A 25817-nucleotide genomic window follows, 5' to 3' on the forward strand; every position below is an offset into this window, starting at 1 on the left:
TGAATCAGTGACTGACACCGTGCCTATACCTGTGAGCGCAACGATGCCGGGATACCACTCTGACAAACGCTGCTTTTAAAGGCTAAAACGAAAACAACATGGTATACATACCTTCCTCCACTTACAGAGTGCAGCTCTCACCACAGTTCACGCTGCGGGACCTGAAAAACATTCTCCCCTACCTGCGGGATCTGGGCATCAGCACGATCTATGCCGCGCCTTTTTTCACGGCCCGACCCGGCAGTGAGCACGGGTATGATGTCACAGACCCGCATCAGATCAACCCGGAGGTGGGCACGATGGAAGAACTGCAGGAAATAGCCGAAGAACTGAAAGCACACAGCTTGGGCTGGCTGCAGGATATCGTGCCGAACCACATGGCCTTCCACCCGAACAATGCCTGGCTGATGGATGTGCTCGAGAAAGGCCAGAAGTCCCGCTACTATACCTTCTTCGACGTCAACTTCAGCCACCCGGATTTCAAGGGTCAACTGATGGTGCCTTTTTTGGGAGAACCTTTAGAGGAGGTCGTAAAAGAGGGACAACTCAAGGTGACATTCGACGAACACGGCTTCCGGCTCAATTACTTCGACAACATATATCCGATCAGCATCGATAGCTATACGTTTCTGCTGGCGCGCGTCGCGGAAAAACTGAGCTCTGATGATGGCAAAACACAACTGGCGGAACAGGTACAAAAGCTGGAGCAGCTGATGGCGCATGACAAACTGGAGCCAAATGACTGGCAGCAGGCTAAACAGGCCCTCTACCAAACTGCGCAGCGGCAGCCGGATATAAAGCAAGGTATAGCCGCCGTGCTGGAAGGTATAAACGAGGATGAGTCAACCCTTCAGAAATTGCTGGGGCAACAGTATTACATTTTGAGCCACTGGCAGGAAACGGAAAAAAGGATCAACTACCGCCGCTTCTTTACGGTCAATGACCTGATCTGCACCGCCATGGAGCGGGAGGAGGTATTTACCCATTACCATCAGTTTATCAAGGAGCTCTGCATGCGGCAACTCGTACAGGGCCTGCGGGTGGACCATGTCGACGGCCTTTTTGACCCCGACAAGTACTTGGCTCAACTACGGAAAATGGCGGGCGAACAGGTATACCTGGTGGTGGAAAAGATCCTGGAAGGCGAGGAAAACATGCCCGACTACTGGCCGATACAAGGCAACAGCGGCTACGATTTTCTGGCCTGGGTGAGCAACCTCTATACCGATGCCGAAGGCGAACGCAAACTCACACAGGTATACCGCCGACTCGTGCCCGATGCTCCGCTCGACTACGAAGGACTGGTGTACGAGAAAAAGCTGCTGATACTGGAGAACTACATGCAGGGCGAGCTGCAAAACCTGCTGCGACTGCTGCGTGACAGCGAACTGCTGCCTGCTTCGTCAGAGAACGACAACTGGCATCATGCCCTGGCCACGCTGCTGGCTTCTTTCCCGGTATACCGCATTTACGGCCATACCTTTCCGCTGGCAGCAGAGGCCATGGAGGTGGTGGATAATGCTTTTGCCATTGCGCATGAAAAAGCACCCAACCTGCAAGCCGAGTTGGAGCACCTGCGCACCTTGTTTGAGGCCGGTGATCAGGACAGTGAAGAGCAGAAGCGCAACAAGCTATACTTCGTGATGCGCAGTCAGCAGTTCACAGGGCCGCTGGCCGCCAAGGGTGTGGAAGATACGACCTTCTACAATTACAACCGCCTGCTGGCACTCAACGAGGTGGGCAACAGCCCGGACGTGTTCAACCTCGACCGCCGCGACTTCCACGAACGCATGCAATACCGCATGCAGACCTATCCGCACTCCATCAACGCCACAGCCACGCACGACACTAAACGCGGCGAAGGCTCCCGCATGCGTCTTCAAGTGCTGAGTGAGTTGCCGGAGGAGTGGGAGGAAAACGCAAAAACATGGATGCAACTGGCGCAGCCACACAGCAAGACAGTTGGCCCGACTGCAAACGACCTCTACTTCATCCTGCAAACGCTGCTGGGCGTTATGCCAATCGACGGACAGGTGGATGACACACTGGTGGAGCGGGTGCAGGAATACCTGGTGAAAGCGTTCCGGGAGGCTAAAGTCAACACCAACTGGTCGGAGCCAAATGAGGCCTATGAAACAGCAACGAAGGATCTGGTGCAAAAACTGCTGCAGGAGGATAAGGAATTCATGGCCTCATTTCTCCCCTTCTTCCGGAAGACGGCGCACTTCGGCTGGCTTTACTCGCTCTGCCAGACGCTCCTCAAAACTACCTGCCCGGGCGTGCCCGATGTGTACCAGGGCTGCGAATTCTGGGACTTCAGCCTGGTGGACCCAGACAACCGCCGCCCCGTAGACTACGAAATTCGGCAACAGGTTTTGCAGGAAATAAAGACGAGCAAACAACCAGAGGATCTGCTGCAGCAACTGCTGTCATCCCCGACCGATGCCCGCGTCAAGCTATACCTGTTGCACCAGGTACTGCACCTGCGCAAAGAGCAAAAAGCACTCTTCGACAAAGGCGACTATATTCCGCTGCAGCTGAAAGGCAAGCACAGCAAACAGGCCATGGCCTTTGCCCGTCACCACGAAGAAAACTGGTGCCTTGTCGTGGTGCCGCGCCTTTTGACCGATATCATCTCCGAAAACGAACTGCCACTGGGCGAGCAGGTATGGGGCGACACATCGGTAGAACTGCCAGCCGAAGCCCCGCAGGAATGGCACCAATTGTTTAGCGGTCAGCACATACAGGCGAAGCGCGCTATACCTTTGGCTGAAATATTCAAGTCTTTCCCGGTTGCACTCTTAACATCCACGAAACTATGATCATACCTAAACGCAGTAGCGGCATCCTGCTCCACATCACCTCGCTCCCATCGGCCTACGGCATCGGCGATCTGGGCTCGGAAGCCTACAAGTTTGCCGACCTGTTGGCCGAGGCGGGCCAGCGCTACTGGCAGATCCTGCCCCTCAACCCGACCGAAATCGGCTCAGGAAACTCGCCCTACAGCAGTCACTCTGCCTTTGCTGGCAATCCGCTACTCATCAGTCCTGAAAGACTGGTAGAAGACGGCCTGCTCGACAAAAAAGACCTGCGGGCAGGCGGCGGTTTCGACAAGGCCAAGGTAGAATACCCAAGGGTAGCGGACTACAAAGTAAAGCTTCTCCGGCAGGCCTATGACAACTACAAAGACGGTAAGGCAACCAAGCTGCAGGGGGAGTTCATTCGTTTTCAGGAAGCACATAAATCATGGTTGACGGACTTCACGCATTTTGTGGCTTTCAAACAGTATTATGGCCGGAAACCCTGGACCGAATGGCCTGAAAAGGTAAAGACAAGGCAAGCGCATGCCATGGAAGCGCTAACAGCCGAGTTGGCTGGCGAAATAGAACGGGAGGCTTTTCTGCAGTTTCTCTTTTACCGGCAGTGGGAAGCCCTCAAGGCCTACTGCACCTCCAAAGAGGTCACCTTCATCGGCGACATGCCCTTCTATGTCAGCCACGACAGCGCTGACGTGTGGTCGCATCCGCACCTCTTTAAACTGGACAGAGCCAGTATGCCGACGGCGGTATCCGGTGTGCCGCCCGATTACTTCAGCGAAACAGGCCAACTGTGGGGTACGCCGGTGTTTGACTGGAAGGAGTTGGAGAAACAGGATTTTGACTGGTGGCTGCAGCGCATTGCCCATAACCTGGAGCTGTTTGGTTTACTTCGACTCGACCATTTCAGAGCGTTTTCGGCCTATTGGGAAGTGCCGGCCGGTGAGGCAACCGCTATCAACGGCAAGTGGGTGAAGACGCCCGGCACCGAGTTGCTCACGGCGGTTAAAAAGAAATTTCCGGCTATGCCCATCATTGCCGAAGATCTGGGCGAGATCGATCAGCCGGTGCGCGACCTGATGGCAGCTTTTGATCTGCCAGGTATGCGTGTGCTGCTTTTTGCCTTCGGCGAAGACCTGCCGCACAGTTTGTATGCGCCCCATCACCATAGCCAAAATTCCATTGTGTACACGGGCACCCACGACAACAGCACTGTGCGGGCCTGGTACGAGCACGACGCCAGCCGCGACGACAAGAAACGCCTGAGCGACTACAGCGCACAGCGTCTGTCGAAGGAAAACGTGAGCGACGTGATGGCCAGACTGGCATATATGTCGGTGGCGCAACTGGTGGTGTTGCCGATACAGGATGTGCTGGGCCTGGGCAAAGAAGCGATCATGAACAAACCCTCCACCGCCAACGGCAACTGGCAATGGCGCCTGCAGCCGAGCCAATTTACTAAGACGGTGGCACACAGGTTGAAGCAGGAAGTGGAATTGTATGGAAGGTAGGTGAATATTCATTTTCCTATGTATATTGTTAGCGCAATATTGCGGATACTAACCTATACACTGAAGATGAACAAGAAACTTACCCTTAGCTTCGTATTTCTATTGATATGTGCCACGCCCTTGCTGGCGCAGATAGGCGATGCAACCGAAGTAACGCAAACAACCGTCATCGAAAAAGGTGTCGGATTGGGTTCAGTGATTGCCGTGGTGGCTTCCTGGTCACGCAACCAGTCCATCCTCTGGGCGATCCTACATGGGATCTTCAGCTGGTTCTATGTGATCTACTTTGCCATCACCAGAAGCTCAAGGGATCGATAAAAAAGAAACTCAACGGGCATCGGACACCTGTTGAGTTTCTTTTTTTATTCCTGCAAAAATCTTACATTGATTCAAATTCAGGTATAGCCTGGAAAATTCTCTCACCTAAATCTACAGCGTTATGCCATTAGCTTCCACAGCATTACCACTGGGCACTGTAGCACCCAACTTCGCCCTGCTCGACACGGTTTCCGATAAGATCGTATCGCTGCAAGATATCGCATCAAACAGAGCCACTGTGATCATGTTCCTCTGCAACCACTGTCCCTATGTGCAGCACATCCTAAGCGAACTGGTGCAGGTAGCCAACGAGTATCAGCAGAAAGGAGTGCGGTTTGTAGGTATCAGTGCAAATGATGCTACCAGTTCCCCACAGGACGGGCCGCATCAGATGCGTGAGCTGGCTAAGGAGAAAAACTTTCCGTTTCCATACCTGTACGACCAGACCCAGCAGGTAGCCCGCACGTACCAGGCCGTTTGTACACCCGAGTTCTATGTGTTTGACCGGAACATGCGCCTGGCCTACCATGGAAAGTTTGATGATGCGCAGCCTAAAAGCAACGTGCCTGTAACAGGACACCACCTGCGACAGGCACTGGATGCCCTGCTGGCCGGTCAGGCGGTAGTCGCTGACCAGAAGCCAGGTATAGGCTGTGGCATTAAATGGAAAACTCCGCAGGAGGCAGTGGATTAGGCTGCGTGCTGGCCATGTAGCCCGCCACGGCGTTGGCATTATCCAGGTAATGGGACGTATACTGCTCGTCTCCTGAGTGGATGTAGAGGGCAGTTTTTCCTGTAATGGCATCAATGATGCTCTCGTGCTCGCCAAGCGGTACCGCCGGGCAACCCAAACTGCGGCCCAGTCTGCCGTATTTATTCATGAAATCCTCAGTGGCGTACTCGGCTCCGTGCATCACCACGGCACGCTCGCGGGCGTTGGTATTGTACCCTTCGTCTAAACCATCAAGCCGCAACGACTTGCCATGTTTGCCGTGGTAGATGTTATCCGTCACATAAAAGCCTACACTGCTCATAAACGACTTGTGCTCGTTGGAGAATTCCTGCCCCCTTACCTCCCCGGAGTTGCGGCCATGCGCTACGTAGGTATTATGCAACACCTCCCGGCTATTGAGGTCGAGTACCCAGAGTCTTTTCTCGTTAGATGGTTTCGTAAAATCTACCACAGTCAGGATGCCTTTGTCGGACAGACGCCCTTCGTTGTACATGCCGTAGTACCCCATCAACGCGTTGTTGAACGCATCATAGCTTAGACCCGCAGCGCTCAGGTTCATCTGGGTATACAGGTCGAAGGAAACCTGCTCAAAGCGGATGACGGAAAGCGCGGTCACGTTCGCTTTTACTTTGTCTACAGAAACGTATTTACCAGCTCCAATGGAAGCCGACGGCGATAGTATAAGCGGGGCAAAGAGAGGCAACAGGCGTTTGCCCATTTTCCTGCTGCGTTTGCGCCACCGTTCTTTGATGCTTTTCTTTCTGACGTTCGTTCTCACAATCCGATCTCATTGGTATATCTGTTTTCTACGTACCTGCTCATGCACAGTTCAGAATTGCTCCAAAGGTCCAACATTGCTCCCAAATCATTCTATATCAAGCAGAAGGAATCAATCCGGGTATCATATTTGTATTGAAAGGGACACATCTCAGTAATCCGGAAACAAAAACAAACATGAACAGAAAGCCAACAAGCTATTCTCCTTACCTATACCTTATCTTGATCACCCTCTTCCTTTCCAGTTGCGGAAGCCGCGAAACGCTGCGTGGCGTATTCAAAAACCAGACACCCTACGAGGCCTATGTCTCCTCCCTGAAAACCGCCAAGCTTGATCAAACCGCTGTGGGGCAGGACTGGCTGGCAGCAGGCGAGGCGGCGCTGCAAAAGCCTACAACGATTACGCTGCCCTTCAAGGAAACCGGCTACTTTCCGGCTGATGAGCCACGCGCATTGGGCTACAAAGTAGAAGCCAGGCGTGGTGAAAAACTGGTGGTGAGCCTGGAGATGAAAGCCCGCCAAACCATGCAGGTGTTCATGGATCTGTTTGAGGCCGGCACGGACTTTACCACTATCCCGAAACGCGTCGCCTCTGCCGATACAGCCGTCACCACCCTGACCTATGTAGTAGACGAAGACATGGCCCACTTGCTACGGATTCAACCAGAGCTGCTGCGGGGCGGCACGTATACCATTACGATTCAGGCACAACCCACGCTGGCTTTTCCTATACCTGGCAAATCAAGTCGCCACATTGCCAGCATCTGGGGCGATCCGCGTGATGCAGGCGCCCGCAGCCACGAAGGCATCGATATCTTTGCACCGCGTGGTACACCTGTTGTCGCCTCCGCAAATGGTTTGGTGTCTCGGGTTGACGAGACGCCCCGCGGTGGAAAGGTGATCTGGCTTTCGGACAGGGATCGCGGGCAGAATCTGTATTATGCGCACCTCGACCAACAGTTGGTTTCGACCGGGCAAAGCGTCAGCGTGGGCGATACGCTGGGGCTAGTGGGCAATACGGGCAATGCCCGGGGTACCGGTCCGCACCTTCATTTTGGCGTCTACCGCTACGGCCATGGCGCCACCAACCCTTACCCGTACGTGCATCAATCGGCTACCCCTATACCTACCGTAAAAGTGGATCCCGCTCTCATCGGCAACTGGGTAAGGGTCTCGTCTAAAATGGCCAATGTCCGGACGCAGCCTTCGGCCAAAGCCGCGCTGCTTACCTCTCTCCCCAAAAACACGCCGCTGCGGGTGACGGGCGCTGCCAATAACTGGTACCGCGTCCGCCTGCCCGACCAGTCCGAAGCGTACATCATCAGTTCACTTGTGGAAGGTATAGCCAAGCCGATTGCCGTAAAAAAACTAAAACAGGAGCGTCCGTTGCTGGATGCTGCGCACCCGGAAGCCGGGCAAATGGACAGTCTGCCAGCGGGAGTCGCTATACCTGTGGTAGCCATTAACGGGCAGTTTGAGCTGGTGCGACAGCCGGATGGCAGACTCGGATGGCTGCAGTCTGCTGAGTAAAATTGTTTGCCGACCATCTTATTTTAGTGGTTCGGAGAATTTCTGCGTACAGCATTTATACCTATATTTGGCTTAAGAAAGCATGTTTTACGCTCTAAAACAGATCATATTTGAAGTTAGCTGCTATTGATATCGGTTCGAATGCTGTGAGATGCCAGATCTCCAGCGTTCTGAATCAGAATGGAAACGTTATTTTTAAACGAATAGAATACATCCGCTACGCCATCCGATTTGGCGAGGATGTTTTTAGCAACGGCTATATCAGCGAGTACAAAATTCAGAAATTCATTAAGCTCCTTCACGCTTTTCAACTGCTCCTCGACGTGCACGACGTGGACCATTACATGGTTTGCGCCACCTCCGCTATGCGTACCTCCGAGAATGCCCCCGAAATTCTGGACCGCGTGCACCAGGCGATCGGCATGAACATCCAGGTGATCGACGGGGAAGCAGAGGCTGACCTGATCAACAAAGTCATTGTGAACTTCCTGGACGAGCGCAATTACCTGCACATCGACGTAGGTGGCGGCAGCACAGAGTTTAACATTTATGTGAACCGCGAAAAGATGGCTTCCCATTCTTTTGAGCAGGGTTCTATTCGCCACATGCACGGGGTAGAGTCGCACGAACTTTGGAACACCATGCGCACCTGGATCGAAGAGAATGCCAGGAAACACCACCTTACCCGCGCTATCGGCACCGGCGGTAACATAAACAAGATTTTCGATATGTCAGGCAAGGCGGTAGGCAAACCCATTTTCCGCAAGCAGATCGAAGAGATCACCCAAGGTATAGCGGCCATGACCATGGAGCAACGCATCACCGAGCTCCTCCTCAACCCCGACCGCGCTGACGTCATTCTCCCCGCCGCTGAGATATACCTCTCTGCCATGAAGTGGGCGAAGCTGGAGAGTATGCTTGTGCCTGCTGTTGGTTTGAAAGACGGGATGATCCATGCTTTGTATGAACAGCATCATCAGGAGCGATTTGTGATTAGTCAGATTAGTCGGTAGTAGGGTGCCGTACGCTATGGCGCGAGCGTCCTCGCTCGTGTCTGCTATCGTTGGGCCTCTGGCCCAGGTATAGGTATAGCAATTAGCTTTGCTTTGTAGCTTCGCCTGTGCGGCGGGCACTCACTTTTTTCCTTGATGAAAAAAGTAATCAAAAAAATCAAGACGTTTTTAAACTCGCTGACCGCTCAAACACAAAATCGTCGTTTGTGCACCTGGCTAATGCTAGTTGTTTCATAGCTGAAGGGACAAGTTACTTTTGCTATACCTGTCAAGGAATATTTCTTGTGCGACAGGGCTTATACCTGAAGAATTGGTAGTAGCAGAAACTCCCCCTTCGAAGGGGGCAGGGGGATGTTAATCGTGCACAGCTCCTTCCCCTGTTTTTAGGGGAAGGCTGGGATGGGGTAAAGTTACACTCTGAGGAACTAGAGGAGGTAATTCATTCCTAAAAATCCTTTCTAATCCTCAAAATCCTGATTCAGAAAAAAAACCCCCTCCTGTTGTCAGGAGGGGCTGAATTATACTAGTTCTACTTCCTGCGCAGCATCTTCAAAAACCTTCTTGTAAAACAGCTTGTGCACGTCAATTATCTCTTCGTTGGCGGCTGGCTTTTTTCGGGAGTAGGTGCCGTCCTCGCGCATGATGTATGAGTTCTGGTTGTCGAGCAGGTTGTAGTACAGGATGTTGATTGCCTCTTTTTTCAGCTCTTCATTCACGATCAGGAAAAGTGCTTCGACGCGGCGGTCAAAGCTGCGCACCATGATGTCGGCACTGCCGCCGTATACCTTGGAGTCTCCGTTATTGTGGAAGTAGAAAATGCGGCTGTGCTCCAGGTACTCCCCTACAATCGACTTCACCGAAATATTCTCGCTCAGGTCTTCACGCCCCGGACGCAGGCAGCAGATGCCGCGCACGATCAGTTTTACCGGGACACCGGCCTTGGAGGCTTTGTAAAACTCATCGATTACCTCCTTGTCTTCCAGCGAGTTAATCTTGATCACGATGCCGCTTTTTAAACCTTTTTTTGCATTGCGGGCTTCATTGCGTATCAGCTCAATCAGTTGCGAGCGCATCGCTTTGGGAGAAGTAAGCAAGTACTTATATTCGTTCGGTCTGGAGTGCCCGGTGATGACATTGAAAAATTCTGACACGTCGTGCGCATACACATCGTTGGTGGTCAGCAGGCTGATGTCAGTATAGAGGCGCGCCGTTTGCTCGTTGTAGTTGCCGCTGCCGATGTGCACGTATCGCGTTACCTTCTCCCCTTCCTTCCGGATGATCATAAGCATTTTGGTGTGCGTCTTGTACTTGCTGATGCCGTAGATCACAAAGCAGCCTGCTTTTTCCAGACGCTCGCCTTCCCGCAGGTTTTTCTCCTCATCAAAACGTGCTTTGACCTCGAACAGCACCGATACGTGCTTGCCATTTTCAGCAGCCTTCAATAGAGCAGCCGTTACCCGTGACTGGTCGGCCAGGCGGTAAATCGTCTGCTTGATACCCAGCACATAAGGGTCTTCGGCGGCACGCTCCAGCAACTGCACTACAGGGTCCATGTTATTGTAAGGGTGATGCAACAGTACGTCATGCGCTTTCAGGTACTCAAACATATCCACCGACTCGGCGGGTAGACTGAGCGGAATAACCGGAGCGGGTTGCTTGAATCCTTTGTCCTTGAACTGCCGGTGGTTGATGATCTGCCACAGGCCGCGCAAATCGATCATGGTCGTGATCGTAAAAACATTGGCATTGTCGATGACCCAGCGCTCTTTCAGCACCTTCATCATAAACTGAGACGGGTTGCGCTCGATCTCCAGTCGCACCACGCGGCCTTTCTTGCGCGTCTTAAGTTTCGACTTGATCTCCTGCACAAAGTCTGCTTCAATGTCGTCCGACTCCTCCAGCGTGAAGTCCCCGTTGCGGGTAATGCGGAATAGATTTGCCGATACGATGTCCACGTTGCGGAACAGCTTTTTGATCTTCCAGCGAATGATTTCCTCGATTGGTACGAAAACAATCTTGTCCTTGCGGTTGATCTCGTAGAAGCGAGCCAGGTTCTGCGGAATCTGCACAAACGTGACGCGGTCCTGCGCCTTCTGCTCCTCGGTGGTGCGGGTAACCACACCAAAGGTCAGCAACTGGTTCATGAGCAGCGGGAAACCGTGGTAGTTATCAAACACCATGGGCGTGAGCAGCGGGTAGATCGTATTTTTGAAGTAGCTGTCTACCTTCTTCTGCTCGATTTCGGTCAGGTCGCCTACTTTCAGTATGTCAAAGCCATTCTTCTCAAACAGTTCGGCCAGTTCGTTATTGAACGTCAGGTACTGGTCGTTTACGAAGCGGTGGGCATAGTCGAGCAGTTTTTTGCGGAAAGGCATTTCGCGCAGGCCGGAATAGTCCAGACGCTCTTTGCCGTAGTCGATGTAATTGTACAAGCTGCCCACCCGGATCATGAAGAACTCATCGAGGTTGGAAGCCGTGATAGCCATAAACTTGAGCCGGTCAAAAATACTGCGGCTGGTGTCGCGGGCCTGATCGAGCACACGGTAGTTGAAGCGCAGCCAGCTCAGGTCGCGGCTAATGTATTTACTTCGTTTTATCTGGTCAGAAACCTTATTGATCAGCATGTTTTCGGATGTTAGGGAAGCCTCGTGTGTACCCGGAGAACAAAGGTTTCCGGACAGACGCAGGTATACGGGCTTTGCAAAAAGAACGCCCGAGTGCTAATATAAATTTTGTAAGTGAATTTGTCATGCCTTTTGCCGAAACCTTGCACAAATGTTTTTCAAAAGCATCTTCCGACACCAAAAACACCCAGCTATACCTTGGTCGCTTCCAAAACATCAAGCCCACTTTACCTGTACCTTCTGTACAAAGACATTAACTTTACGTCGCTAAACCGGGCTCAACTATGCCCTGTAACCTGCCACTTTACCTGAAAGGCAACCGTCAGTAGGTATAGCGTATTGGGTGCCGGCAAACCCAGACACGACGAGCCCTGGAGCAGACTGCTACTGCCAGGTATAACAAACGCCTACGTGAGCCAGCCCATTGGTCCCATTAGAGCGCTTTGGCTGGCGACGACGACTGAATCGCTGACTATACCTTACGGAAATACTTGCAGGACGAAGAAGACGGGCATAATTTTCAGCGCGTTGCTTTGCTGGTGGGGCACGAGTTGCGCATCGGCGTACCCGATTAAATCGGCAGCTAGGTGTACACGTATACTCCCTTACAAAACATATGACCCGATATACGAGCGTTGGGGCCTGGAATACCATACTTACAGAGGTTAGCTCTATGGCATCAACCTGAGCTCATTTCCATGTATCGGATTTCCTTGACGCCCGCGACGGGCTTAAAGTCAAAAAAGATGAAGCACTTTGCATTCGTAATTTTCCTTTTGTTCTGCACCTCTTGTGCAGGTATAGCGCAATCTTCCCAACCGGTGCAACTGGTCACAAAACCGAGCGACTACAGCATGGAAGAAACCCTGACTAAACTTCGAACGGCAATACAAGGTATGGGCATCAACCTGGTGGCAGAAGTAGACCATGCTAAAGCCGCTGCTGAAAAGGGCCTGGAACTCCGGCCAACGCATGTGCTTATCTTTGGCAATCCGCTGGTAGGCACCAACCTCATGCAAGCCGACCAGCGAACCGGCCTGGACCTGCCTTTGCGCCTGCTGGTTTGGGAAGACGAAAATGGCCAGGTATACCTGAGCTACCGACACCCCAACGAACTGAAACAGGATTTTGAATTAAGTGAGCAGCAGGCCGTGCTCAGTAAAATGGGGATGGTGTTTGAGAAGCTGAGTGAGGTCGTAAAGGAGTAATGCATTTCCTCTGAGTTTGCGCTAATGGACGATAAGACATGTTGTCTGTCAGGGTTGTAAAGCGCATACCTTGCCACCTAAAATTTACCCTTCCTCACATATTGTAAGTACCTACAATTTAAATTATTATTGCGGCTTGAGGGCTCCTAATGGCTCTTATCACAAGCGATGCTTAAACGTAGTCTACTCTCATTCCTGCTTGGGTTTCTACTCCTCTTTGCCATCTACCATTTTCCGGAATTTTTCTCTTCTTTTTGGATAATGGCTGTGTTCAAAATCGGGTTTTTAGTGGCTGCTTTTTTCTTGGCTAGGGCCCAGGGGTGGCAAGGGCTCGGGGGCTATGGTTTGGGGCTGAAATCTAAGTGGCTACATCAACTGGCTGCGGGGCTATTACTGGGTCTGGTATTCTTCGTGCTGTCATTCTATACCTCAATTTTCCTTGGGTATGAAAGTATAGTTTCCAGCACATCCATCGCGGCTTTTGCCAGTCAACTACCCATGCTCCTGCTCATGACCGCCGTTCCTTCTATTGCAGAAGACATATTAACGCGCGGATACCTTTACGCCCATCTGGAGAAGTACATGAAGCCGGCTTATTGGGTGTTACTTTCCGCCCTCGTCTATGTCTTCAATCACATTTGGCGGTTAGGTGATGGCGCGGCAGTCCTCTCCTATCTTACGTTACTAGGTCTGGTATTGTCCTATGCGGTCATCATTACCAAATCGCTCTGGCTTGCCTTCGGCATCCACTGGGGTGCTAATATCGCTTTCGAATCAACCAGAACCTTATTTACCACTACTTCGACTTCGGGTGATGCCAGCACCTGGATACTGGCGGGCTGCTGGGGGTTCTTGTTGTTGCTGTTGGTCTTAAGGCAGTCCTACAGGAAGCTTCGTGAAGTTAGGTATAGTCCTAGTGCCTGATATTTTGATAGCGGATATTGGGGCATTAAAACAGCAGCGGCTGCTTACGGAAGAAGGCAGCCGCTGCTGTATAAGCATGTCGAACGGCTTGGCTAGGCGAAGGGCGTGCTATTTGTTAAAAGTATATTCCGATCCAGCAAGACTGAACTATGAGAAAAGAACGACCGCTGAAAAGCTACAAGCACACCTTTTGCTTAGCTTTTGTTAGGTGCTTTCATTTTTTAATTCACTTTTTCTACCTCTTTTACAAAATCTTGATGGATATCAAATGATAAATTTAATATTCTTTCTAAATCCTCCAGATTTGTAAATACAGGCTTTTTAGGATAATCTATAAAAAGTGATTCTCCTATGGATAATTCACTAGTTATTGACTCCCAAACACCCCAACTTAGGTTTAAACGATTTCCATTAAGTTTAACGTCCCAAACAAATTGTATAAAGCCATTATAAGGAATAATGTTAAACTGTATTGCAATGCCTTTTATTGGAGTTAGGATTTTGTAAAAGTTTTCATTTGAGGAATACATTGCATTAAAACCTCTACTTTTTATAAAATCATAGATTTCTTCTTTGCAATTTTTGTTCATACTATTCTCAAAATTCCAGAACTCTTTACATATTGATATGTATCGTTCTACAAAGTCAATTTTTTTCAAAGCTGGAATTAGCTTTTCATCAATATCCATTCCTTGTATTTCTTTCTCTGAATTAGATTCGTTTTCAAGTACTGATTGCACCTAACTACCAGGTAGCAGGAGTACGTACTCCCACTACCTGCACTATGTGTGGAGGACTGCCGCTTGTAACGGAAGCTCCATCCTACACTCATAAACTCATCTTCTAATGTACACAATTCGCCCATACCTTTCCTAAAATACAAAAGAAAAAGCGGCTGCCCTCTTTCGAGAACAGCCGCTTTTAAAATATGATAGTCTAATAAGCTTAGACGTCTACACGGGCGTACTTGGCGTTGCGCTCGATGAAGTCGCGGCGAGGACCTACCTCGTCGCCCATCAGCATCGAGAACAGGTGGTCGGCCTCTGCGGCTGACTCGATCGTTACGCGCTTCAGGCTGCGTGTTTCCGGGTCCATGGTTGTGTTCCAGAGTTGCTCCGGGTTCATCTCACCAAGACCTTTGTAACGCTGAACACCTACGCTATCATCCTTGCCCTTGCCCAGATCGGCGATGGCTTCGATGCGGTCCTGCTCACTCCAGCAGTAGCGCTCCTCTTTGCCTTTCTTCACCAGGTATAGCGGTGGCAGGGCAATGTAAATGTATCCTCTCTCGATCAGCTCTCTCATGTAGCGGAAGAAGAAGGTCAGAATCAGCGTACGGATGTGCGATCCGTCCACGTCAGCATCCGTCATGATGATGATGCGGTGGTAGCGAAGCTTGTCCATGTTCAGCGCTTTCTCGCCTTCTGACGTTCCGAAGCTCACGCCCAGTGCCGTGATCATGTTCTTGATCTCTTCGCTCTCATAAATGCGGTGCTCCTGTGCTTTCTCCACGTTCAGGATCTTACCACGAAGCGGCAGAATAGCCTGGAACATACGGTTACGGCCCTGCTTGGCAGATCCACCCGCTGAGTCACCTTCCACCAGGTATATCTCGCAGTTCTCCGGGTTATTGTCAGAGCAGTCGGCCAGTTTACCTGGCAAACTGGTGCTGGAAAGCACGTTCTTGCGCTGCACCATTTCGCGGGCCTTGCGGGCTGCGTTACGGGCCTGCGCGGCCAGAATCACTTTCTGCACGATGATGCGGGCTTCCTTCGGATTCTCTTCCAGAAACTCGTTCAGCATTTCGCCTACAGCAGTATCTACAGCTCCACCCACGTCGGAGTTGCCGAGTTTGGTTTTGGTCTGTCCTTCAAACTGAGGCTCCTGCACTTTCACCGAAATAACGGCAGTCAGGCCTTCGCGGAAGTCATCACCGGCAATCTCGATCTTCACTTTGTCCAGCATACCTGATTTGTCGGCATAGGCCTTCAGGGTACGGGTAAGGGCGCGGCGGAAACCACCTACGTGCGTACCACCCTCAATGGTATTGATGTTGTTTACATACGAGAAGATGTTCTCAGAATACGACGTGTTGTACTGCAGCGCAATTTCTACTGGCACACCGTTTTTCTCGCTTTCGATGTAGATCGGCTCCGGAATCAGGTTCTCACGCGTCTCGTCCAGGTAAGCTACAAACTCCCTCAAACCGCCTTCTGAGTAGAACGATTCAGAAAGAGGCTGTCCGTCTTCGCCAAGTTCACGCAGGTCCGTTAGGTTAATGCGGATGCCCTTGTTCAGGAAAGAGAGTTCGCGCAGACGGCTGGCAATCGTATCGTACTTGTACTCTGTGGTCGTAAAGATCGAATCATCCGGCTTAAACTGCACGGTGGTACCGGTTTTGTCGGTCGTGCCGATCTCGCGCACCGGGTAGGCAGGAGCGCCAATGTTATAATGCTGCTCGAACACCTTGCCGTTGCGGTGCACGGTTACGTGCATGTCGGTCGAGAGTGCGTTCACACAGGATACACCCACGCCGTGCAGACCACCTGAAACCTTGTAGGTGTCTTTGTCAAACTTGCCACCGGCGTGCAGCACGGTCATTACCACCTCCAGGGCCGAGCGGCCTTCTTTCTGGTGGAAGTCGGTTGGTATACCACGGCCGTTGTCCGAAACCGTAACGGAGTTGTCTGTATTGATGGTCACATTGATGGTATCGCAATGACCGGCCAGGGCCTCGTCAATGGAGTTATCTACAACCTCCCATACCAGGTGGTGCAGGCCTTTGATACCAATGTCGCCGATGTACATGGCAGGACGCTTGCGTACGGCCTCGAGCCCTTCCAGTACCTGAATACTATCTGCTGAATAATTGTTATGCAATTGTTTTTCTTCTACTTCACTCATTTGTGTCATTGGGTAGATTGAATAGGTAAAATTACCAAATTATTTCGTTTTAACTATGCTTTCGGGACAGTATTTACACCGATTGCTGCGCACCCGCGGGGTAGTGTGTTACCCGAGCCGAACGTGCCTTCATTTAAACAAAATAAATACACCATTAGTGCCTGTTGTACAAACACTTATACCATAAAAATACAAAAAGACCACCTCTTGTGGAGGCAGTCTTTCTGCTTAGGTCGAATGCAAATTATATTGGCAAAATAGTGCAGGTACTTCTACCCGCTCAAGTTCTACTTCGCCCTTAGGAGCGGCACGAAGGCCGTCCCGGTTTTTTTCATAGCTCAGTCAGGCATTGCATCGTGTTGTAAACGAACATACTGTTCCGGCATTGCGAAGGTTGCTGAAAATTTTCGTTGCCATCCAGGTGTCTTATGTTAAATTTCGGATATGAAAACGATCATTCTCCTCATTATCTCCAACGTATTCATGACCTTCGCCTGGTACGGTCACCTCAAGTTCAAAGACACCGTGCTTTGGAAGGTTATTCTGGTCAGCTGGTTCATCGCCTTCTTCGAGTATTTGTTCCAGGTTCCGGCCAACCGCATCGGCCACGGACAGTTCACAGCCTTTCAGCTCAAAACAATTCAGGAGGTCATCACGCTCGTGGTGTTTGTGGCTTTCTCGGTGCTATACCTGAAAGAGGAGGTCAAGTGGAACTACATTGTCGGGTTCATCTTCATCCTGCTGGCCGTTTTCTTTGTGTTTAAGAAGTGGTAGTTGAATTGTCGATGGTTGAATTGTTATTTGTTTAAAAAGCTTATGGAAAGGTATAGTTTTCTTGGTCCTGAGTTGTTGCAAGAGGCTTTTCTTGATCCCATGCGGCCGGACGAGATCTGCTGGAAGGTAATAATGCCACCTATTTGCAGTTGTTCGAGGGCCTTAATCTGCAGCAGGAAGTGACCCTATACCTGGTGTATCAGTTGGCAGAACGGTTTGCCCTCCCCATGCCTGACGACTACGACTGGACTAAAGACGAAGCTGGTTATAAAGCAGGTATAGCATCCGAACTCGCCAGGTATGACTTGAGTCAGCTGTACTTCTGTTTACAATTGGACTAGAAGCTATACCTTTGCCGCTATACCTGTATCTTTGCAAAAGCTGCGCAGCACAGAAGTAGGCAGCGCTGATTTTAAGAAACCTATACCTATCATGAAAAAGTGGTTGCTATACCTGAGCCTGCCCTTCACCCTGATCGCGTGCCAAGGAGGCGCCAGTGAAGAAGACCGCCAGCAGACCCTGGAAACAGAGGTAATGGACCTGCACGACGAAGCAATGGCCGATATGAGCAAAATCTACCGCTTACGCCGCAACCTCACCAGCCTCCGCGACACCCTGCAGGCGCAGTCATCCGACACGGCCACCATCAGCCTGCTTACGCGCCGTATACAGGAACTGGAACAGGCCGATGAAGCCATGATGGAATGGATGCGCCAGTACAAAGCACCTGATACGCTGGCCTACCAGCAGGCCATGCTATACCTGCAGCAAGAACACGAGAAAATGGCCCGCGTGAAAACACTCATGGACAGCACCATTGCCAACGCCCAAAAAACCTATACCCAGCATGAACAAAAATAACTTCCGCCTATACCTATCCGCTGCCCTGCTTGGCCTTTCGGCAGTTGCCTGGCAGTCCTGCTCCTCTCCTGCCGAACAAGCCGGCGGCCTGCCCTACCTGGGCGAGCGCCAACTGGTGCAGCGCGAAGTGAATGGCCAGCAGGTAACCGACACCGTTTACCACCGAATACCTGACTTCGCTTTCATCAACCAGGATAGCCAGGTAGTGACCAGCCTCACCGTGCAGGACAAGGTATACGTCACCGATTTTTTCTTTACTACCTGCCCCACCATCTGCCCCAAAATGAAGAGCCAGATGCTGCGCATTTACGAGGCGTTTGAAGATGACCCGCGGGTGATGCTCCTCTCCCATACCATCGACCCGAAACACGACACAGTGGCCGTGCTGCGTGACTACGCCGACCGCCTGCAGGTGAACAGCGATAAGTGGCACTTTGTAACCGGCGAGAAAGACAGCATCTACAGCATTGCGCTGCAGTACATGGTGTCGGCGATGGAAGACGAAGAGGAGCCCGGCGGGTTTGTGCACAGCGGTGCCTTTGTGCTCGTGGACCAGAACCGCCATGTTCGCGGCATCTACGACGGAACCGACCCCGCTCAGGTCGACCGGTTGCTTCGCGATATACCGACTCTGCTGCCTAAAAAGAAAAAGAAGGATGCTGGTAAAAACTAAATTTCTGCTTTATGTGGCAGGTATAGCCGCCTTGCTCACACTGACCCGGTGCTTCTACTCAGATAAGCAAAACGAAGGGGAGCAGCTCTATATCCAGTATTGCGCCAACTGCCACATGGACGACGGTAGCGGCCTCCGCAACCTGATTCCGCCCCTGGCTGGCGCCGATTACCTGGAGAACCACCGCGATGACCTGGCCTGCATCATTCAGCACGGGCAAACGGGCAACATTGTCGTGAATGGTAAGAACTACAACCAGGGCATGCCGGGTTTTGAGCACCTAGATGCTGGGCAGATCACCAACATCCTCAATTACGTGCAAACCAACTTTGGCAACAACAATCCGCGCTTCTCTATACAGGAAGTGGAGAAGCAACTCTTTAAATGCCGGCACTTGTTGGAGCATTAAACTAAAAACCAGATTAACAGAAAAGGCGCTGCAGTTATGCTACAGCGCCTTTTTTATACCTTGAGGGTTGCGTAAGATTATCTTCCGAAGTCGTCCTGTACCCGCACAATATCGTCTTCGTTGGATGGATTGGCGGCATCGGTGTGCTGCCAAATCTCGGCCAGCACCCCCCAGCCGTCGAGGCCTACCAGGCGATGGCGCTCTCCCTGGCGCAGCGTAATCAGGTCGCCGGGGTTAAGTACTTTCAGCTCGCCTTCTTCGTCTGTGTCGCTGGTCACAACACCTACGGTTCCTTTCACCACTTTCCAGATCTCGGCGCGGCGGTGGTGGTACTGCCAGCTCAGTCGCTTGTGCGGTGCCACCAGCAATATTTTCGGGCTCAACTTACCCGATATCTTCAGCTGATCGACCGGCATGCTGTCGAAATAGGCATTGGCAAAGTCCTGTGCCTGCGTTTCGTCAATCACAAAAAATCCGCCCCAGGGACGGGTTTGATCTTGGTTGCTGATGTTAAATTGCTGTTGCTTCAGTTGCTGTTCTACTTCTGAGAAAAGGGCTGCTTTATCAGTTGTCTCGGATGTCATGTTCTGTTCGGTCTTTAAGGGTGATAGCATTATACGTGCAGGTATAGGCTAACGGAAGATTCTTGCCTCCTGTTGAGGCGTAGGGCAAATTTAGTAAAATTCTCCAGATACCAAGGTTGCACTGCGAGTAGGGCCTTTTTATGCTAGTATATCTTCCCTTGAGGGTATGGCCGTTTCATTTTGCTTTTTTTGTCATCCTGAAAGGATCTTCTAGGCCAGGAGCAAAAGTATTATCTCCCTGCCACTAAGTTTCTTTACAGAATGACAGTGATTTCTGTGCAAGTTTTCCTGGAATGAAACGGCCCTGCTTCAGAGGCGGTAACTTATACCTGACCTGGCAGATTTGGTTGGTGTTAAACTTCCTTACTCGCTAAACCACCCTGGAAGAAACACTCGAAATTTTATCCAAGACACCCCACTTTAACTCGTGGTTGGGCGTCCGGTAACCGTGGCCGGCATAGGCGTTTTTCGTGACCACAGGTGGTTTGCGAATTTCCCGGCCAGCGATCCAGCCGTAAAATCCTACCGACTTTAGCGCGAAATCCACCCAGCCCTCAATCACACAATCTTTTGAAGCCGGTTTCTGCTCGTGCGGATAACCGTGGGTCCAGTTGTCATTTGGTAGCCTGTCGGTTGATTTTTTCGCGACTTTTACATCTACTTTGGTGCTGGCTACCAAGAAATCAAACGCATCTGAATTACTATTTTCGTAACCCCCACGATCGACCTGGTAGGTATAGCTCCGCGGCTTGAGCCAATGTTCTAAGGCATATTCGCTCATACACCCCAGTACGCCTTTATCAAGGCACTCTTTCTCTGTACGTACGGGCCGTTGCGGACCATGTCTGCCCCACACTGTCGGGCTATTGCGAGGTTTGTGTCAAAATCGAAATCCTGCACGAGCACTGCTGTTCATCAGATTGATTTAAAATCAATACCGATGTCCTGCAAGGTTAGTCGTAAATTGGTCTTATCGATTTCGTTCAATTGGAACAGCGCGTCCGGACAGATAATGGCCTTGGGCTTCAGTTCGATCGCTTTTCTGAGGACCTCTTCGGAGACTGTATCCAATCCATACAGCAGTCCTTCCTGCACGACTTCATACAGCACCGTGTCTCCCACAGGCACCTCGTTTATACCTGTATCCAAAGGTATACCTGACTTTAGAAGCAGTTCCCAAAGCCTATATGCCCGGTATGCCCGATCCTTTTCTGACCGTGTAAAGCGCGTGAATTGCTTTGCACTTTCATCCCGGTTATCGTCTCCGCGCAATACGCTAAAGTTTGATGAACCGAGTTTAAAATACCTGAAACCTGTATCTAGCGCTGGAGTACCATCCTGTGTTTTCATTTTTTCATGCAGCAGGAGCAGGCGTTTTCGGGTAATTTCAGAAATGGTTCTGTAGCCCTGCTGGTAGGCTTTGGTGGCTGGGGCGATCTGCTCGTCAAGCTGCACGCAGACGTACTTCCGGTTGCCGCCATCCTGTTGGTTCATTTCGAGCACGGCCTGCGCAGTGGCTCCCGAACCGGCAAAAAAGTCCAGAAAGATGCCATCCGGATCGTCGGAGAAGCCCAGCAGGTACTTGATCAGACTAGGCGGCTTCGGAAAGTCAAACACCTTCGCCCCAAAGAGACTTTCGAGTTCGGCACTTGCATTTTCGTTTGTACCTACCCCGACTTTAGAATTGATCAGGTTTGGCGGCACCTCTTTATCGTATACCAGTTTTTCGTACGAAGGGCTCAGCTTGCTCGTAGGTATACTGATTTTGGTGCCCTTGCTTATCTCTTTGTCCAGTTTTGGCTGCGACCACTTGAATTTAGCCTTCAGCACAAAAGGCTTCACAAAAAGTCCGTTTTTCACCTCAGTATCGTTCAGCAGCTCGATGGCATAACTTTCGGTTCCGTAGCTGCCTTTCTGTAGCGGGCCGTCCTTCAAACGGGTAGTGACCACATCAGCCGGAAATGTGAGACTGCCTGGTTTATTCATCTGGTTGAGCAGCCCGTTGGAACTCGTGCTGTTTTTCCTGATTCCCTTAAATTTTTCGGAGTTCTTGTTTTTCTGGTAGCAGAGCACATACTCCACTACTTTTTTGCTCTTTCTAGACAGGTTGGCTGGGGTCTCGGATTTTGCCCACGAGAAGAAGTCAATGAAGTTCTCTTCCCCGAACACCTCGTCCATCACCAATTTCAGATTAGCCAGTTCGTTATCATCGATGCTCACGAAAATAATACCGTCTTCCCGGAGCAGGTTGCTGGCGAGGAACAACCTCGGTAGCATCATGCTGAGCCAATTGGAATGGCCGTTTTGCTTTCGGTTAGCCTGAGAATGGCCTGTTTTTTCTGCAAAGTTGTCGGAGTAAATGAAGCTGTCGGAGCCGGTGTTGTACGGTGGGTCGATGTAGATCCCTTTTACCTTTCCATGATAGGCTTTCTGCAGCACTTTCAGCACCTGGAGGTTGTCCCCTTCAATGAACACATGCTGCGTATGCTGCCAGTTAACGGACGCGCCGGGCACAGGTATAAGCGTGTCGGTAACAGGTATGTGGAGTTGTTTGTAGGCATCCGCTTTGCCAGACCAAGAAAGTTGGTATACCTCCGGACCTGTGTGCACCCGGTCACCCAGCAGTTCCATCAAATGCCCCATGTTCAGCTTGTTTTCGGTAAAGGCAGCCGGTATGATCTCCTTCAGCTTTTGAAGCAGTTTTTCCTGATTGTGTAAGGACTCGCTGTTCATGGTCAAAACTTCTGTTAATCTGTATTTTAAATAAACACACGTTGAAGCCCTACGAACTGTACTCTTTTGTAAGCAGAGTAGCGTCCGGGTTGTACTATGCCGTAGGCCCTATACCTTGTTCCGAGGAAAGTAAACTGAAACAGGATTAAGCCGCTATACCTTGGCGAAAGTTGAAGATAACGAATAAAGGAGATAAGGGAGGAAGAAAATTCTAGATTAAAGTGAAATCATAAAAAGCAAGTCCTGTTGCAATATAATATGACTTAAATAAGGAAGCAGAGGTATAATAAGCCGACTTAGTCCTCGATAGCCTCAATCCCCTGCTCCTTCAATCGTGCCAGGTGGTCTTTCATGGCCTGTAGTTGCTCCGGCGCATGTCCCTGCCATTCAGTCACCTCGCCGGTTACCCGTAGTGCATGTTTGGTCCGGTAAGATTTCGTTGGATTGCCGGGGAATTTCTTGTCTGTCAGATTGGGGTCATCTTCTATCGGACCTGCCGGTTCCACGATGTAAATTCTGCTAGCACCTTCGCCCACGGCCAGTTCAGCACCCCAGACAGCAGCATCCAGCGTAGCGGTCAGATAGACAAAGTTCGCCTTCTTGCGCTTACCATAGTTTGAGCTATAGCCAGGCGCAATCAGGTCGCCTTGTTTTAAATCGGCCTTGGTGCCATGATAGAATGGCTGTGAATTCAGATCGTTCGTGGTCTCAATAGGTTTAACCTCGCTGCTATTCTGTTCCATTGCCCTTATTGTGTATGTGCTCAACTGCTTTTTCTTGCTATAACCGATACGTGATTTAGCGGGTACTGGTCCAATTCCAGGTGTCTGCACTGGCAATTGCACCCGGCCAATATTTTTAGATTCGCGTCTATCCCAATGGAACTGTAACCGAACTTCTCGCCGAGCCAGGTATCTTCATGTGCTCCTTCTGCATCGCCAAAAGTATAAATCAGGATGCCCTGCGGATTTAAGTATCGGCAGAGCTTTTCGACTACGGGCTTCTGAAACTCAAGCGACAAATGAAAAATACTGTCCCAAGCGACAATCAGATCAAACTTGTCTTCTGTTTCCCATTCAGTGATATCGGCTTTTTCAAATCTTACTTCCGGATGATTTTGCCTAGCCAAAGCCAGCATGCCTTCCGAAACATCGATACCGGTCAAGTCGAAACCATTATCCAAAAGCCTTTTTACGATGCGCCCACCGGTACCGCATCCTACATCCAAAGCAGTTCTCTTTGCAGTGCAGTATTGTATAGCCCGCTCGATCATAGAGATGCCATAATCAGATCCCATCATATTGGCATTCCATTGCGCAGCAATTTTGTCGTAGCTTTTGGCTAGTTGTGAGGGGTTCATTCCTGTATAAGCCACGGGCATTTTATTTTTATTGTTTTCTGCAGGTTATTAGCCAGAACTTTTGTGAGCGTCTGTTTCCTATATTTTTGGCAGGTTCATCTATCTCTTTCGCTTCAATTAATCCATACCTGCCAAATTCATTTTCCACAGCATCTGAATCGTAAAAGAATAGCTCCACACCGTGCTTCGTTTCAAATCTATCCTTGCTTACTTCTTTTCCATCCCCATACATAGCATCATTTTTTGATACTGCCACAAAAACCATGTATCCATCAGGCCTCAGTTGGTTGTAACAATTTTGAATCAACTTAATCCGCTCTTCTGTACTTAACAGGTGGATCAAAGCGTAACAGAAAATCCCATCGTATACCTCCTGGTCAAACGGCATCGCACTAACAGAACCATGATGTACTTTCACATCATCTCCGTAGTGCTTTTGTACCAGTTCAATGGCCGTTTCTGAAATCTCTATCCCGGTTACCTTGAATCCGGCATCGATGAAGGGCTTTGCATTTCTACCGTAGCCAAAGCCTGGAATCAAGATTTTTTCAAGATGATGTTCTTTAAATAATTTCAGGGTTGCGAGGGCAGCATCCGCAGGCTCAAATCCCCACATCGTGTTTTTATCTTTAAAGCTAGACTGCCATAATATTTCCTGTAATTCAAAATAAGAGGATATTTTTCTTCAAATAGGATTAACGGATTTGTGCAACTGATAGGCGAAGCGGAGTAAAGTGCCTGTGCAGGGTTAGGTAATGTATTTTTTAATTTCCAGTCTTTATATCTTGAAACTTACCGTTCTTCCAAACTAATTTGAACTGTCCATCGAAAGCGGGGGGCATTTCATTTATATAAACCTTTGCAAAGTCGCCAGCATTGTAATAGATCAAAGACATGCCATTTTCAAATTGAAAACCTATTCCAGCAATAACTATAGATTCTTGCCAACCTTCAGTCGTCCCGAAAAGCAATTCGTCATAGTCCAGTATTTTCATATCTCGTAAATGGATGAATGGCTTTTTATCAGTTAAATCAATTTTGAACCAACCAGACTCTTTTTCTTCTTCTTTTATCTTCCATTTATATTCGACAGATTCTCCATCTGGAACCAAGTCAATTTCAAGAACGGTACCATCCGTGAATATTAGTTGTATGGGGCCAGCATCTTCTTCATTTTCTTTTCCGTCCATTAGAAAGTCAAATCTTAATAGCATTTCTAAAATTTTACTTCTGACTTCTTGAAGATTCATTTTTTTATATTTTGCCTGACGGACGGGTGTATGCAGAGCTTGAGGCGTTAGCGAGGGTTGAGGATGGATTGTGTTGGGCTAAGGTTTTCTTTAGTTACTGCTGATAATAGGTTTTAGCTTCTGTTTTTGAATCAGGTTATTAAGTTCGCCAAAAGTTGGTTGATTTATAAAGCTCTCTGTAATTTCTGGTCTGTAGATGCTGAACTTTACTGGCTGCTGTTCTTGATTTACCCAATTATACAATTCTTTAAGGCAACCATTATCGTCTACATAAATTCTATTTTCAAGTTTTTTTATAAATCCTGCTCTCTTACCATTACCTATAATCAAATCACCTGTTTCGGTTTTATAATAAACGTCCTGTAAGTCTCCATAATGATCTTCTATAGCCATCAATTGTAAGCTGTTATAAATTAAGAAAACAACTATAGACATCACTGCAATAGAAATCATTAATATAATTTTGATGCGTTTTCTCATAATCTAACTTTTGCCAATTACCACGAAAGCGTGAACATACCCTTATAGGCACTATGCGCAAAGGTATATGTTACCATACTTCAGCTCTAGGCTAACCATTTATCAACACTTCCACCCTTTATATTTTCCTCAGCTAATATATACCTTACTCCCTCAATAATCCAGGGGACTTGTGCATTTAATTCCTTCTCAGGCACAATGCCTTTCTCGTGAAGAGCAATAGCAGGTATAGCGCAGGAGCAAGTTGCTGCTCAGGTATAAGTGAGACAGAAAATCATTATATTGTCCGATGGAAAAAGGCACGCTTATACCTGCTTTTCAGGGAAAGATCTATA

At 49.7% G+C, this 25817-nt stretch carries 25 protein-coding genes; 13 read left to right on the forward strand and 12 right to left on the reverse strand.

Annotated elements, in window-relative coordinates:
- Positions 1–98: 98 nt before the first annotated feature.
- From treY to AC4QZR_RS13325, 4 genes are all read left to right on the forward strand, one after another.
- Positions 99–2822, forward strand: a complete 2724-nt coding sequence (treY, locus tag AC4QZR_RS13310; protein WP_494481358.1) for a malto-oligosyltrehalose synthase — start codon at positions 99–101, stop codon at positions 2820–2822.
- Positions 2819–4327, forward strand: coding sequence for a 4-alpha-glucanotransferase (gene malQ, locus AC4QZR_RS13315; RefSeq protein WP_494481359.1), 1509 nt, complete (start codon positions 2819–2821; stop codon positions 4325–4327). Before treY ends, malQ begins: the two co-directional genes overlap by 4 nt.
- A 66-nt stretch (positions 4328–4393) precedes the next feature.
- Positions 4394–4645 carry a hypothetical protein gene (locus AC4QZR_RS13320; RefSeq protein WP_253406238.1) on the forward strand — a complete coding sequence of 84 codons (252 nt, stop codon included), beginning with the start codon at positions 4394–4396 and terminating at the stop codon, positions 4643–4645.
- A gap of 121 nt (positions 4646–4766) precedes the next feature.
- Complete coding sequence (locus AC4QZR_RS13325) at positions 4767–5339, forward strand: thioredoxin family protein (protein ID WP_494481360.1); 573 nt, start codon at positions 4767–4769, stop codon at positions 5337–5339.
- On the opposite strand, the gene AC4QZR_RS13330 is transcribed toward AC4QZR_RS13325, so the two are convergent.
- Positions 5305–6156, reverse strand: coding sequence for a murein L,D-transpeptidase catalytic domain family protein (locus tag AC4QZR_RS13330; RefSeq protein ID WP_494481361.1), 852 nt, complete (start codon positions 6154–6156; stop codon positions 5305–5307). The two genes, AC4QZR_RS13325 and AC4QZR_RS13330, sit on opposite strands and share 35 nt — an antisense overlap.
- A gap of 176 nt (positions 6157–6332) precedes the next feature.
- On the opposite strand from AC4QZR_RS13330, the gene AC4QZR_RS13335 reads away from it, so the two are divergent.
- Both AC4QZR_RS13335 and AC4QZR_RS13340 read left to right on the forward strand, forming a co-directional pair.
- A complete protein-coding gene (locus tag AC4QZR_RS13335) occupies positions 6333–7685 on the forward strand; it encodes a peptidoglycan DD-metalloendopeptidase family protein (RefSeq protein ID WP_494481362.1) in 1353 nt (450 codons plus the stop codon).
- A gap of 110 nt (positions 7686–7795) precedes the next feature.
- A complete protein-coding gene (locus AC4QZR_RS13340; protein WP_253406234.1) occupies positions 7796–8698 on the forward strand; it encodes a Ppx/GppA phosphatase family protein in 903 nt (300 codons plus the stop codon).
- A gap of 518 nt (positions 8699–9216) precedes the next feature.
- Here AC4QZR_RS13340 and ppk1 read toward each other — a convergent pair.
- Complete coding sequence (gene ppk1, locus AC4QZR_RS13345; RefSeq protein ID WP_494481363.1) at positions 9217–11322, reverse strand: polyphosphate kinase 1; 2106 nt, start codon at positions 11320–11322, stop codon at positions 9217–9219.
- A gap of 746 nt (positions 11323–12068) precedes the next feature.
- On the opposite strand from ppk1, the gene AC4QZR_RS13350 reads away from it, so the two are divergent.
- Together AC4QZR_RS13350 and AC4QZR_RS13355 are read left to right on the forward strand one after the other, a co-directional pair.
- Positions 12069–12530, forward strand: coding sequence for a DUF302 domain-containing protein (locus AC4QZR_RS13350; protein WP_494481364.1), 462 nt, complete (start codon positions 12069–12071; stop codon positions 12528–12530).
- Positions 12531–12698: 168 nt separating this feature from the next.
- The gene (locus AC4QZR_RS13355) at positions 12699–13454 is read left to right on the forward strand and encodes a CPBP family intramembrane glutamic endopeptidase (RefSeq protein ID WP_494481365.1); all 756 of its coding nucleotides are present in this window, start codon (positions 12699–12701) and stop codon (positions 13452–13454) included.
- Between the two features lie 221 nt (positions 13455–13675).
- Here the strand turns inward: AC4QZR_RS13355 and AC4QZR_RS13360 are convergent, their stop codons facing one another.
- Positions 13676–14194 (reverse strand): hypothetical protein, encoded by a 519-nt coding sequence (locus AC4QZR_RS13360; protein WP_494481366.1) that lies wholly within the window; start codon positions 14192–14194, stop codon positions 13676–13678.
- A gap of 205 nt (positions 14195–14399) precedes the next feature.
- Complete coding sequence (gene gyrB, locus AC4QZR_RS13365; RefSeq protein ID WP_494481647.1) at positions 14400–16358, reverse strand: DNA topoisomerase (ATP-hydrolyzing) subunit B; 1959 nt, start codon at positions 16356–16358, stop codon at positions 14400–14402.
- A gap of 444 nt (positions 16359–16802) precedes the next feature.
- On the opposite strand from gyrB, the gene AC4QZR_RS13370 reads away from it, so the two are divergent.
- The 5 genes from AC4QZR_RS13370 to AC4QZR_RS13390 all read left to right on the forward strand — a co-directional run bounded on the left by AC4QZR_RS13370 (position 16803) and on the right by AC4QZR_RS13390 (position 19075).
- Entirely contained in the window at positions 16803–17132 is a 330-nt protein-coding gene (locus tag AC4QZR_RS13370) for a DMT family protein (RefSeq protein WP_494481367.1), read from the forward strand.
- A 143-nt stretch (positions 17133–17275) separates the two neighbouring features.
- Complete coding sequence (locus tag AC4QZR_RS13375; RefSeq protein ID WP_494481368.1) at positions 17276–17473, forward strand: hypothetical protein; 198 nt, start codon at positions 17276–17278, stop codon at positions 17471–17473.
- 31 nt (positions 17474–17504) lie between these two features.
- Positions 17505–17993 carry a hypothetical protein gene (locus AC4QZR_RS13380; RefSeq protein ID WP_494481369.1) on the forward strand — a complete coding sequence of 163 codons (489 nt, stop codon included), beginning with the start codon at positions 17505–17507 and terminating at the stop codon, positions 17991–17993.
- The gene (locus tag AC4QZR_RS13385) at positions 17980–18666 is read left to right on the forward strand and encodes an SCO family protein (RefSeq protein ID WP_494481370.1); all 687 of its coding nucleotides are present in this window, start codon (positions 17980–17982) and stop codon (positions 18664–18666) included. The genes AC4QZR_RS13380 and AC4QZR_RS13385 overlap by 14 nt, the downstream gene beginning before the upstream one ends.
- Positions 18650–19075: a c-type cytochrome gene (locus AC4QZR_RS13390; protein WP_494481371.1), complete on the forward strand. Its 426-nt coding sequence runs from the start codon at positions 18650–18652 to the stop codon at positions 19073–19075. Before AC4QZR_RS13385 ends, AC4QZR_RS13390 begins: the two co-directional genes overlap by 17 nt.
- A 77-nt stretch (positions 19076–19152) precedes the next feature.
- Here the strand turns inward: AC4QZR_RS13390 and AC4QZR_RS13395 are convergent, their stop codons facing one another.
- The 8 genes from AC4QZR_RS13395 to AC4QZR_RS13430 all read right to left on the reverse strand — a co-directional run bounded on the left by AC4QZR_RS13395 (position 19153) and on the right by AC4QZR_RS13430 (position 25482).
- On the reverse strand, positions 19153–19659 hold the full coding sequence (locus tag AC4QZR_RS13395; RefSeq protein ID WP_494481372.1) for a cupin domain-containing protein: 507 nt from the start codon (positions 19657–19659) through the stop codon (positions 19153–19155).
- 370 nt (positions 19660–20029) lie between these two features.
- The gene (locus AC4QZR_RS13400) at positions 20030–20440 is read right to left on the reverse strand and encodes a hypothetical protein (RefSeq protein WP_494481373.1); all 411 of its coding nucleotides are present in this window, start codon (positions 20438–20440) and stop codon (positions 20030–20032) included.
- A 134-nt stretch (positions 20441–20574) separates the two neighbouring features.
- A complete protein-coding gene (locus tag AC4QZR_RS13405) occupies positions 20575–22392 on the reverse strand; it encodes a site-specific DNA-methyltransferase (RefSeq protein WP_494481374.1) in 1818 nt (605 codons plus the stop codon).
- A gap of 296 nt (positions 22393–22688) precedes the next feature.
- Positions 22689–23135: an NAD(+)--rifampin ADP-ribosyltransferase gene (gene arr / locus AC4QZR_RS13410; protein ID WP_494481375.1), complete on the reverse strand. Its 447-nt coding sequence runs from the start codon at positions 23133–23135 to the stop codon at positions 22689–22691.
- Positions 23136–23155: 20 nt separating this feature from the next.
- Positions 23156–23767 (reverse strand): class I SAM-dependent methyltransferase, encoded by a 612-nt coding sequence (locus AC4QZR_RS13415; protein ID WP_494481376.1) that lies wholly within the window; start codon positions 23765–23767, stop codon positions 23156–23158.
- A gap of 13 nt (positions 23768–23780) precedes the next feature.
- Positions 23781–24431 (reverse strand): class I SAM-dependent methyltransferase, encoded by a 651-nt coding sequence (locus AC4QZR_RS13420; protein WP_494481648.1) that lies wholly within the window; start codon positions 24429–24431, stop codon positions 23781–23783.
- 85 nt (positions 24432–24516) lie between these two features.
- Positions 24517–25002, reverse strand: coding sequence for a hypothetical protein (locus AC4QZR_RS13425; protein WP_494481377.1), 486 nt, complete (start codon positions 25000–25002; stop codon positions 24517–24519).
- A gap of 90 nt (positions 25003–25092) precedes the next feature.
- Positions 25093–25482, reverse strand: a complete 390-nt coding sequence (locus tag AC4QZR_RS13430) for a hypothetical protein (RefSeq protein ID WP_494481378.1) — start codon at positions 25480–25482, stop codon at positions 25093–25095.
- Between the last annotated feature and the right edge of the window lie 335 nt (positions 25483–25817).

This window comes from Pontibacter sp. YIM B11418 (genome assembly GCF_059278805.1).